Source organism: Nostoc sp. ChiSLP03a (genome assembly GCF_034531215.2).
Taxonomy (GTDB): domain Bacteria; phylum Cyanobacteriota; class Cyanobacteriia; order Cyanobacteriales; family Nostocaceae; genus Nostoc.
The window spans coordinates 21,167-32,878 of the sequence record NZ_JAVRBQ020000025.1; the positions used below are offsets into that span (position 1 = coordinate 21,167).

General features: G+C 41.5%; 9 protein-coding genes. 5 read left to right on the forward strand and 4 right to left on the reverse strand.

Annotation, left to right across the window (positions count from 1 at the left end):
• Positions 1-161 precede the first annotated feature (161 nt).
• Positions 162-728 (forward strand): hypothetical protein, encoded by a 567-nt coding sequence (locus RMY32_RS03075; RefSeq protein WP_409882181.1) that lies wholly within the window; start codon positions 162-164, stop codon positions 726-728.
• Positions 729-794: 66 nt separating this feature from the next.
• Here RMY32_RS03075 and RMY32_RS03080 read toward each other — a convergent pair whose 3' ends face one another.
• Positions 795-1,085 (reverse strand): hypothetical protein, encoded by a 291-nt coding sequence (locus RMY32_RS03080; protein WP_322711899.1) that lies wholly within the window; start codon positions 1,083-1,085, stop codon positions 795-797.
• 229 nt (positions 1,086-1,314) lie between these two features.
• Between RMY32_RS03080 and RMY32_RS03085 the strand changes: the two genes are divergently transcribed.
• Positions 1,315-3,810 (forward strand): CHAT domain-containing tetratricopeptide repeat protein, encoded by a 2,496-nt coding sequence (locus RMY32_RS03085; RefSeq protein WP_322711900.1) that lies wholly within the window; start codon positions 1,315-1,317, stop codon positions 3,808-3,810.
• 581 nt (positions 3,811-4,391) lie between these two features.
• On the opposite strand, the gene RMY32_RS03090 is transcribed toward RMY32_RS03085, so the two are convergent.
• The 3 genes from RMY32_RS03090 to RMY32_RS03100 form a co-directional block, all read right to left on the reverse strand.
• Entirely contained in the window at positions 4,392-5,009 is a 618-nt protein-coding gene (locus tag RMY32_RS03090; protein ID WP_322711901.1) for a 50S ribosomal protein L25/general stress protein Ctc, read from the reverse strand.
• A 104-nt stretch (positions 5,010-5,113) separates the two neighbouring features.
• Complete coding sequence (locus tag RMY32_RS03095; protein ID WP_322711902.1) at positions 5,114-6,457, reverse strand: adenylosuccinate synthase; 1,344 nt, start codon at positions 6,455-6,457, stop codon at positions 5,114-5,116.
• A 217-nt stretch (positions 6,458-6,674) separates the two neighbouring features.
• The gene (locus RMY32_RS03100; protein WP_322711903.1) at positions 6,675-7,175 is read right to left on the reverse strand and encodes an SDR family NAD(P)-dependent oxidoreductase; all 501 of its coding nucleotides are present in this window, start codon (positions 7,173-7,175) and stop codon (positions 6,675-6,677) included.
• A gap of 264 nt (positions 7,176-7,439) precedes the next feature.
• Here RMY32_RS03100 and RMY32_RS03105 point away from each other — a divergent pair, with 264 nt between their 5' ends.
• The 3 genes from RMY32_RS03105 (at position 7,440) to RMY32_RS03115 (ending at position 11,593) form a co-directional block, all read left to right on the forward strand.
• Positions 7,440-9,638 carry a PAS domain S-box protein gene (locus RMY32_RS03105; protein WP_322711904.1) on the forward strand — a complete coding sequence of 733 codons (2,199 nt, stop codon included), beginning with the start codon at positions 7,440-7,442 and terminating at the stop codon, positions 9,636-9,638.
• Between the two features lie 716 nt (positions 9,639-10,354).
• Positions 10,355-11,281, forward strand: a complete 927-nt coding sequence (locus tag RMY32_RS03110) for a substrate-binding domain-containing protein (RefSeq protein WP_322711905.1) — start codon at positions 10,355-10,357, stop codon at positions 11,279-11,281.
• Between the two features lie 84 nt (positions 11,282-11,365).
• Positions 11,366-11,593: a hypothetical protein gene (locus RMY32_RS03115; protein WP_322711906.1), complete on the forward strand. Its 228-nt coding sequence runs from the start codon at positions 11,366-11,368 to the stop codon at positions 11,591-11,593.
• Positions 11,594-11,712: the final 119 nt, after the last annotated feature.

Consider the following 11,712-nt stretch of genomic DNA (forward strand, 5'->3'; position numbering starts at 1 on the left):
AGGTCTATATTGCACTCAACTGCAAACACTTATAAATGAATAATCAGTTTCTTTTAGTGATTTTACGGAAATTTAGTATCCGCCTCTGAAGTTTAATGAGAAAGTTAAATCTAGTCAAATATACTGTTAAAGCCATGAAAGCTTTTTTTCAAAGATCGGTTGTGGCAATCTTAGTAATGGCAGCAGCACTAGCAGGGAACATCCAAGCTGTAATTAGCAAGGATGTCACAACGGAAAATTTCTTCTTAGCACAGACACCAGTCAAAGCAGATGAATTAGAACTTCCAGTGGCCTTACCAGAGTTAGCAGAAGTCATCCTAAAAGCAGGTGGGTCAAACAGTGGTCGAGTAATCGGAATTGATGCACAGACAGAAGCACTATCAATTCAGCGTAGTGGCAAAACTGCCACAATTCCCCTGAGCAAAATTCAAAAAGTAGTCTTCAAGAATGGGGCGTTAGCTTACAGAAGCAATGGGCGGCAAATTATCCGGGGTGAGCGAGACCGTCCCACAGGTAAGCTTGTAACTTGGAATGGTATACCCCTAAATACTTTTACCGTAAAAAATCCTACTCAGGGTCAAGCGGTGGTGAAACTTAAACCACCTGTAGTTTCCACAGCACAGTTGCTGGGTATTCAGTCAGTGGCTAGAAATCGGCAATATGTGGTGAATGAAATCCAGTTCAATTCGCAACAAAGAACGATTAACATTCTGGCAAACCCTTATTGATTCGTGAATTATTTTAGCTGTACGCTTCTATAGCATATTTGTGTCTACTCAACGTAAATCCCTAATTTAGGCTTTTGCTGATGTTGATAACAAAAACTTCGATGCTAGCAACAAATGTTTAAACGTTTGTAACAAATGCTTTGGTGCTGGCAACAAATGTTCAAATATTTTCAACAAATATTCAAATATTTGCAACAAATGTTCAAGTAGTTGTAACAAGTATTCAAACATATCTAACAAATGTTCAAGTAGTTGTAACAAGTATTCAAATATCTCTAACAAAGGTTCAAGTAGTTGCAACAAATATTCAAACGTTTGCAACAAACGTTCAAACATTTCCAACAAATGCTTAAACATTTGCAAGAAATGTCCCAACGTTTATAACAAATGCTCCGATGTCGGCAATAAATGTTTCAACCTTTATAAGACTTACGCAAAGTAAAGGTATTTTTGTTCTTGCGATCGCTTTGCTTGCTGTAAGCGTTCCTGTAGAGTAGCAATCCTAGCTTTGACCAAATACTTTTGATGTTGCTAACGACAACTTTTGCTAACACCCAATTAAAAACAGCTACCTCTGCGCTATTTTATGAAAAAATTTCTTACCAGTTTTTTGGCTGTGGGCTTTTATTTAACGCCTTTAACAGTGATGCTAATGGCTCAATCCACCTGGGGACAGACTCAAAACTCGCGATCGCAAGAAGCAGAAAGACTGCTTAAGCAAGGGAGACAACTGACACAACAACAGGAACGCCAAAAGGCAATACAAATATTACAGCAAGCTTTAACCATTGCACGAGAACTCAAAGACCAAAAACGTGAAGCGATCGCACTGGTTTACCTTGGGTTTAACTACGACGCTTTAGGAGAAAAGCAAAAAGCACTCTCATTTTACAACCAAGCTCTGCCCCTTTGGCGGGCTGTGGGCGATCGCTCTGGTGTTGCGACTACACTCAATAACATCGGTGCAGTCTACGACGATTTAGGAGAAAAGCAAAAAGCACTCGAATTTTACAACCAAGCTCTGCCCCTTAGACGTGCTGTGGGCGATCGCTCTGGTGAAGCAACTACACTCAATAACATCGGTAAAGTCTACGACGATTTAGGAGAAAAGCAAAAAGCACTCGATTTTTACAACCAAGCTCTGCCCCTTTTGCGGGCTGTGGGCGATCGCTCTGGTGTTGCGACTACACTCAGTAACATCGGTGCAGTCTACGACGCTTTAGGAGAAAAGCAAAAAGCACTCGAATTTTACAACCAAGCTCTGCCCCTTTGGCGTGCTATGGGCGATCGCTCTGGTGTTGCGACTACACTCAGTAACATCGGTAAAGTCTACTCCAATTTAGGACAAAAGCAAAAAGCACTCGAATTTTACAACCAAGCTCTGCCCCTTAGGCGTGCTGTGGGCGATCGCTCTGGTGAAGCGGCTACACTCAATAACATCGGTGGAGTCTACGACGATTTAGGAGAAAAGCAAAAAGCACTCGAATTTTACAACCAAGCTCTGCCCCTGATTCGTGCTGTGGGCGATCGTGCAGGTGAAGCTATTACCTTAAGTAATATTGGTGTACTTTTCCAAAGTACAAATCGACCAACCCAAGCCATTACCAATTTAGAGCAATCTCTCCAAATCAGCTTAGAAATGCGCCAGGGTTTGCAACGAGAAAATCGCCAAAAGTTTTTACAGGACAATAATGCGAGTGCTACTGCTACTGCTTTAGTCGATGTCCTGATTAATCAAAAAAAATACGCTCAAGCCTTTGAATGGGTTAACCTATTCACTACAGCCGACCTTGCTGATTATACTCGCTTGATTAATGCCAAAGTTGCCAACCCAGAAGCACAGAAAGCTCTTGATAACTGGAGTAAAAAAAATCAACAATTGGAATCCTTGCGACAACAACTGCAAAGCGATCAATCCGAAAGCCTACCCCAGCAAATTCGGCAATTAGAAGCACAAGTTTACTCAGAAGCCGAAAAAATATCCCGCCGCTTTCCTGAAGTAGCAGAACTATTTGAAACTACACCTGCAGATATTAAAAACCTTACATCCTCCATACCCGCAGGAACGGTTGTAGTTCAACCTGTCTTGCTGACTAATGTCAGAGATATGCCTAATAACGTCGCAATTTTTATCTTCACAAAAGGCGAGTTGAGCGTTATAAAAAAATCTATTGACCCCACTGAATTTAATAAACTTCTCACCCAATACTTGAAAGAAGTACAAGATGAAAGTAATTCTAACTACCGTGAAACTGGCGGCAAACTTTATGATATTCTTATTCGTCCTATAGAAGACAAAATTAAAGCTTTATCCCCCAAAGAACTAAGTATTATCGCTACTGGTCAACTGCGCCATCTACCTTTTGAAACTCTTTCCGACAGTAAAACCAACCAATTTTTAATCGAGAAATATCCTGTCAACTATCTCACTCGCATTTCCAATAATTCCCTAAAATCTCCAGGTGTGCAAAATGCCGTACCCCCCAAAGTACAAGCTGTTTTAGCATTTGGTAATCCAGTACCCAGTGACCCACAAAATCTCCCAGGTGCAGAGGCAGAAGTCAGAAGTATTAAGGAAATACTGCCAGACAGTGAAGTTTATATCCACAATGAAGCTACCCTAGAAAAGTTTAGATCCCAAGCATTGCGCTTTGACTTTTTGCATTTAGCAACTCACGGCTGTTTCAAAACTGAAGATTGCAAAAAAGTCAATTTAAAAAATAATACATTACTATTTGCTGACAAACCCTTAGACATTGCCAATGCTGCTCTTTTAGGGCTACAAGGCACACAACTGATTACTCTTAGTGCCTGTCAAACTGCTGTAGACACTAATTTGAATGATGCTAGCACAGGACTTGCAGGTGTTGCTTATATATTTGAGCGTGCTGGTGCTAAAGCTGTGATGGCAAGTTTATGGGCGGTTGACGATCGAGCTACTCAGCAATTGATGATTCAATTTTATCAAAACCTCAAGCAAGGTATGACCAAAGGAGAAGCTTTGCAACAAGCTAAGTTGAAGCTAATTAAAGACCATCCTTATTATTGGTCGCCATTTGTCTTGATTGGTGATGCACGTTAAAGTAATTCGTAATTAAGTGCGTTCGTTAGAGGATGTTTGAAAAGTTTTCTTCTCGGTAACAAAACGTTCTAGATCCCCCTAAATCCCCCTTAAAAAGGGGGACTTAGATTCCGGTTCCCCCCTTTTTAAGGGGGGCTAGGGGGGATCGGTTAGTGCCTAAAATCACAGCCAACCACTTTTCAAACAACCTTTTAGAGGACTTTGGTTATGAGACTCGGAATTTATTCCGAGGCGGGATAGATACACTGTGCACCAACACTTGTCATATCATGTCGTCGAATTGACCATAATAAAAACACCCCACCCCCAACCCCTCCCTGCTTGCGGGGAGGGGAGACAAAGCGTAGCGTTGGCGGGGTGGGGTTCCGAGGGAATTAAGGGTAATTTAGCGGAGATGATATAGCAACAGCCAAAATGGTTAGGACATTGACAGATGATAAAATTTAGACACAAAAAGGCTTTTCACCCAGTCCCCAGTCCCTAGTCCCCAGTCCCTAGCTATATCATCTCTTTGCTCTGCGGGTTCAAATACAAAAAAACCAGGAGTTTCCCCCTGGCTATCATCAAAAATTATTACACACTTACGTAGCTTCAGAGGTTGTTTCACCCTCTGCTTCAGCTTCATCCTCAGCAGCAGCACTGATTTGCGGCTGCGAGACGCTAACTACGACTCGCTCCGGATCGCCAAGAACTGTGACGCCTTGAGGCAAGACTAGCTCGTGAACACGCAAGCTGTCTCCGATTTGCAGGTTAGAGACATCAATTTCAATTATTTCTGGAATGTTTTCTGGCGCACAGCTGACTTGCAATTCAGTGATAACAGTGTCTAAAAAACCACCTTCTTGTTTAACACCAACAGCAGTTCCCACATAACGCAGCGGTACTTCTACAGTGGTGTCGCCGTGGCCAGCAACTGCAAAAAAGCTGAGGTGGTAAGGCGTACCTTTGGCTGGATGGATCTGAAGTTCCCGCAGCAAGGTTTTACCGCGCCAAGGTGCATCAGCAATATTCAACTCAATCAAAGTGTTGTTAACGGAAGCTCTTTTGAGCAAACGCTCAACAGTTTTGGCTTCAATGGTCAAAGAAATGGATTCTGTACCCTTATGACCATACAAATTTGCAGGTATCAATCCAGCGCGGCGCAAAGCTTTTGGCTTGCTGCCTTCTGGACGTTTTTGAGATTCGACTGTAATAGCCATAAAAGTTGTCCTTTGTCAGTTGTCAGTTGTCCTTTGTCCTTTGTCATTGGTCATTAGTCATTTGCTAATGACCAATGACTAATGACTAATGACTGATGACTAATTTACGCACTAAGTAGGGTAGCAGGTGTACCGTCGGGGTGCAATAAAGCGCGTTTGGGGCCGTGGATCGGGTCTTCTACGATTATGGTTTGATCGCGGCTGGCTCCTAATGAGACGATCGCGATCGGAACTTCCATCAATTCGGCTAAGAATTTCAGATAATCCAATGCTGCTTGTGGCAAGTCTTCTAGGGTGCGACAGTGAGTTGTTGACACTTTCCACCCCGGCAAGGTTTTGTAGATGGGACGACATCTAGCAAATTGACGAGAACTGGTGGGGAAGTGTTCGCTGCGATCGCCATCTATGTCATAAGCAACACAAACTTTGATTTCTTCTAATTCATCAAGAACATCTAGTTTGGTCAGCGCCATACAATCCATGCCGTTAATCCGCACGGCATAGCGACCGATGACGGCATCAAACCAGCCACAACGCCGTTTGCGTCCGGTGGTTGTGCCAAATTCAGCACCGCGATCGCACAATAATTCTCCTAACTCGCCATCCAATTCAGTGGGAAATGGCCCTTCTCCGACACGGGTTGTATAGGCTTTCGACACCCCAATTACCCGGTCAATCATTGTCGGCCCTACCCCAGTACCAACGCAAGCCCCACCCGCCACTGGGTTAGAGGAGGTAACATAAGGATAAGTTCCGTGATCTAAGTCTAGGAGCGTACCTTGTGCGCCTTCAAACAAAATATTGCGTCGTCTTTGAATCGCATCGGATATTTTCAACGATGTATCAACAACGTAAGGCCGCAAGCGTTCTGCATAGCCCAAATACTGCTCAATCACCTCTTGTGGATCTAGAGGCGGCAAGTTGTAAAGCTTTTCTAAAATGACGTTTTTATAATTAATCGTCCATTCCAGCTGCTCGCGCAACCCATCCGGGTCCATTAAGTCTAAAACCCGAATCCCTGTACGTTCAGATTTGTCAGCATAAGTCGGCCCAATGCCCCGACCTGTTGTGCCGATCTTATGGCTTCCCCGTCGTTCTTCAGATGCCTGGTCAATCAATCGATGATAAGGCATCGTTACGTGGGCTGTCTCAGATATCAGCAGGTGGTCAGTGGAAATATTTAATTCTTTTAGTTGGTCGAGTTCTGCGATCAAAATCTGTGGATCGATCACTGTTCCACAGCCGATAATGCAATCGGTATTTGGATACAAAATCCCAGAGGGAATCAAATGCAGTTTAAAGGTCTGACCTTTAACTACAATCGTGTGTCCAGCATTGACACCCCCTTGGTAACGCACCACAACATCTGCGGAACGGCTGAGTAAGTCAGTTATTTTACCTTTTCCTTCATCGCCCCATTGGGCACCTATGACAATGACGTTAGCCAAGAGCTTATATTAAGAAGTAAAGTTTCCACAAACTATTATTATTAACATATTGCTTGAATCATGTCAATAATTAAAATACGCCAATTTATCGGGATACTTAGAGATATATACAACGTTTTGCTACCGACAAGAGGATTTTTCAAACATCCTTTTAAAGACATTCTCAAAAAACTTATTAGTTTCTTTGAAGTTGCTCATTAATTGCTTGAGTCTACTGTTAATCACAAATAGACTTCTTTCTTCCTTGTCCCCCTTGTCTCCCTTGTCTTTCTTGTCCCTCTGCTATGGAATATTTTTTTACTTGGAAGTCCCTTATATGCACTTCCAAATTGATAATAATGTCGAGTCGCGGATAAAACTTGCAAACGTGTTGGGTAAATTGCTCAACATTGTGGAGATGGCGCAAATCGAGTCCGTAATTTTGCAAACAATGTTGCCATTCTAGAAAATCTGGCTCTGTTGCGTACCTTTTTGCCGCATCATGAGGAAAACGGCTTGTTGCGATCGCAGTTGCACCATTTCGCAACAGTCTCAATGCTACCCCATGACCAATCTTTACCCTGGCTCCTGTGACAACGGCAATTGTACCTCGTAAATCAGCAGTTTGTTGACGCTTGCTGAAGTTAAGATTTCCACACTCAACACAGAGTCCAGTGTAAAAACTATGACCTTGTAAAAAAGTCGTGTTGCAGACAATGCAACGTGGTGGTTTGGTCATTAGTCATTTTTGGTATTATTGCCTTGCATACCTGTAGCTCACTGGGTTGAAAATGGCTATATCCCATCTAAACTGCATTGCCCATATTACTGTAAAAATGAATTTATATTAAAAACTAGCTGATTTATTTGTAACTATTATGTATAAATCATCATTCCAAAAAATCCAGATATTTACAACTTTAAGAGATTGTATTTTGTTACCCGTGTTATCAAAATTTTTAAAATATTCTCAGTATTTGTTTTTAATATTTAATCTTAACTGATGAAAGGCATCTGCGGCAGAAAGGGCGATCGCACGATCAAAAAATGGTATCGAGTCCAAAAGCTGAAAGCAATATTCATCTTAGCATTGGCAGTTGTATTTACTAATGCTGTAGTTTCATATAGCAACACTGTGAAGTTGATTCACAACCAACAATGGCTAACATACTCTTATAAAGTTATTAGCCAAATTGAAAGTATCCAATCTACACTCAAAGATACTGAAACTGCACAACGTAGTTATTTAATTACAGTAGATGCAGATGATTTACAAACTTATCTTGCAGCCGAGCAAAAAATAAATAGCAATATTCAGACTTTCAAAAAACTAACTGCTAATAACCGTCAGAAGCAGCAGTGGATTGATTTGCTAGAGCCGAAAATTACCTACAGGCTCAACATTTTACAACAAGAAATTTACCTCAGAAAAAACCAGGGATTAGAAGCAGTTCGGCAACAAATCTTATCTGATAATGACAAACAAATTGGCAAAGATATTCAACAACTGATTAACGATTCTTTGAAGGCAGAGAAAAATTTATTACAGCAGGAAATGCAGCAGTCACAAGCAAATTCCCAAAAAGCGATAGTGACATTTTTTATCGCTGCGATTGTGGATTTGGTGTTGGTGGCGTTGCTATATGATTTGTTGTGGCGTTATCTCAGGCAACTTCAGCAGACAGAACTGGCCCTACGTCAAAGCGAAAATCGTTTACGTGCCATGATAGATGCAGAACCAGAATGCATCCAGCTAATTGCCAGAGATGGCACCCTTTTAGAAATTAATGCAGAAGGGCTGGCAATGATGGAAGTGGAAAGTGCTGATATCTTGATTGGTAAACCAGTTGATGCCGTAATTGTACCAGAGTATAGAGCCGCCTTTGCCGACTTGCATGAAAGTGTCTGCCAAGGTAATAAGGGGACTTTAGAATTTGAAATCGTGGGATTTAAAGGCACTCGCCGCTTCATAGAAACCCATGCCGTACCGCTATATAACGAATCTGATGGTACGTTCATCCATTTGGCACTGACGCGAGATATAACCCAGCAAAAACAGGCAGAACAGAAAATCCGCGAACAAGGGTTGCTGCTGGATGTATCAACTGACGCGATTCTGGTGCGAAATATCCACAACCAAATCTTGTTTTGGAATCAAGGTGCTGAACGTCTGTATGGCTGGAAGGCTGAAGAAGTTGTGGGTAAGAATGTTTTGCAACTTTTGTATAAAGATTCACCACAGCTAGAAGATGCTTATTTAAAGGTGATGAATACGGGTGAGTGGCGGGGTGAGTTGCATCAACTGACAAAAGAAGGCAAAGTAATTATTGTTGAAAGTCGGTGGACACTGATACCAGATGAGAATGGACAACCCAAATCTATTTTGAGTGCGAATACTGAAATTACGCAGCAGAAACAACTAGAAGCTCAACTTTTGCGATCGCAACGTTTGGAGAGTATCGGCACTCTTGCTGGCGGTATCGCTCACGACCTCAACAACATACTATCGCCAATTTTAATGTCAGTTCAACTATTGCAGAAGAAATTGCCCGATCCCCAGAGTCAGCAAATATTGCAAACTTTAGAAAATAATGTCAAACGCGGCGCTAATTTGCTTAAACAAGTGTTATCTTTTGCACGCGGTATTGAAGATAAACGGACAATTGTGCAAATTCAGCCTTTGATGGCAGAGATTGAGCAAATTATCGCTCAAACATTCCCTAAATCCATTATTTGCCAGATAGATATCCCTAAAAATCTCTGGTACGTTCGTGGAGATGTAACTCAACTACATCAGGTATTGATAAACTTAGTAATCAATGCCCGCGACGCTATGCCCAATGGCGGTATTCTCAGAATTGCGGCGGAAAATCTGGTGATTGGCGAACATTCTACCCAAATAAATATTGATGCGAAAGTTGGTTCTTATATTGCGATCGTGGTGACGGATACTGGTATGGGGATGTCGTTAGAAGTCCAGCAAAGAATTTTTGAACCATTTTTCACTACCAAAGAGGTAGGCAAAGGTACAGGTTTAGGACTTTCTACGGCATTGGGTATTATTAAGAATCACGGTGGTTTTGTCAATGTTTACAGTCAAGTAGGCAGAGGTACTCAATTTACAGTGTACTTGCCTGCATCAACATTTAGAGACACACATTCGCTGTCTCAACAATTGGAATCAGTTATAAAAGATGGCTAACTAAACAACTTATCCCTGTTTTTTCGCAACTGCAAGAAGGAGAAAGTGGATCGGTCGAAGTTTCTCTTAGTGAGATAGTTGACCGACAGTTGGTAAAAGTTCACTGAGAAGCATATCGCTTATTTTGAGATCGTACACGTTTAGTTTAGCTCTGTCACACATTACCCCGCATTTCTCACAAGCTTGAAAGGAAGAAGGAGCAGAGGGGCAGAGGTGAAAGAACTTGTACAACAACTCTTCTCTGCACAAGAGCACAAAAGCACAAGCGCAGGCTTCTCAATATGTAGTGAGAAATCTGGGTACAGTCATAGTTATTCCTGAAGTTTTGTCATGCGCGTAATCTCATCAAGATAAAAAACTTTTTACTTAAAGTTTTGATAAAGTCAGCGTTTAATTACGTAGTTGAATTGATTTTATCCAACTTAGTTGGTATGATAGCTTCAGTCGAAAACACCAACTTGTATAAAAGCATACGCAATCAATACTGTTGAATAATTCATAAAGTTTAAACGATCGGATCGAAGTTGTTTAAGCATTATTTAAGCTGTTCCACACTTTTTAAATCATATATGGTCGTGTTGGCTGTTGAGTGTTAACTCTTGACTCTCAACTGTCAGCAGTCAAAAAACTTCACTCCTTCACTATGCAAGAAATATGTGTTTTAGCTTATCAAAAACGAGAAAGTGATTTTTTCCTTACTTATGGGCTGTTAAAAAATGATGAAAAAGTATTTGCTTGTCGCTTCACTGACTGCATTAGTTGTCAATCTTACCTTTACAAAACAGACTTTAGCAGCCACATTGGCTGCACCTCCTGAGGTGACTTTATATGCTGCTGGTAGCTTGAGGGGTGGACTTTCGGAAGTGAAGAGTGCTTTTACCCAAGAATATGGGATTTCTGTGAAAACAGAATTTGCTTCCTCTGGTTCATTGAAAGATAGGTTGTTAACAGGGGAAAAGGCAGATGTCTTTGCCAGTGCGGATTTAGGTAATGCCCTTGCATTAAATCAAAATAACTTAAGTGGGGAAGTTGAAACGTTTGCCAGAAATCCTATCTATGCGATCGCCACACCTGAAGTGTCACTCGCCACAGAGAATCTGCTTGATAAGTTTCTCGATCCCAACGTTAAATTGGGTATTTCCAAACCTGTAAGCGATCCCCTGGGAGATTACGGGGTAGAAGTATTTCGCAAAGCTGAACAAATTCATCCAGGCAGCTTTGCCCAACTGAATGATAAAGCTGTAATATTATCAGGAACATTGCCGCCAGAGAGGAATAGTCCGGGGGGAAGCATAGTCTACTATCTGCAAGATATCAACAAAGCAGACATCTATTTAGTCTATTACACCAGTGCTTTATCTGCCCAACAAATTTCACCAAGTTTACAGATAGTAGAATTGCCAAATAGCTTAAAAACCCAAGCTGACTATGGTTTGACAGTACTTAAGAATGCGAATCCTGGAAGTTCAAAACTAGCTGATTATATCCTTTCACCAACTGGACAAAAAATACTAGCAAAGTATGGATTTAATAGTCCGAAGTCAGTTCCCGAACCTCAGGGGGTTGGTGGAATTTTACTTGCTGTGAGTGTAGCTTTTGCCTTGCAGAGAAAGTTGATTGCTGCCAAACAGCAAAAAGTTTAAGTGAGCGATGAATGCCACAGTTAGAAAATCGAAGAATCTGGTTAATTTTGAAACAAGCTGTTAGTAGATTTCAAGAAATAATTTATGTTAGAAACAAAGTTTTTTAAAAAACCATTAATGGTTATTCTGGGGTTAGCATTAGCTACTGTTTCTACCGCTCAACCCTCCAAAGCTGCTACCTTTACTGATCGGGGAGATACAACAAATGAACCGATTTGGCGGCGTGTAGCGCCAGGTAATCCTCCCACTCTTATCAGTGGTGAAAAAGATGGGAATTTGGGAATGAGTGTACCTTATACCAATTTTTTATAAAGCTGCATAGAATTCGATCCCCCCTAACCCCCCTTAAAAAGGGGGGAACCGGAAAAACATCTATCAAAGTCCCCCTTTTCAAGGGGGATTTAGGGGGATCAAGATATGTGCAACTTCAC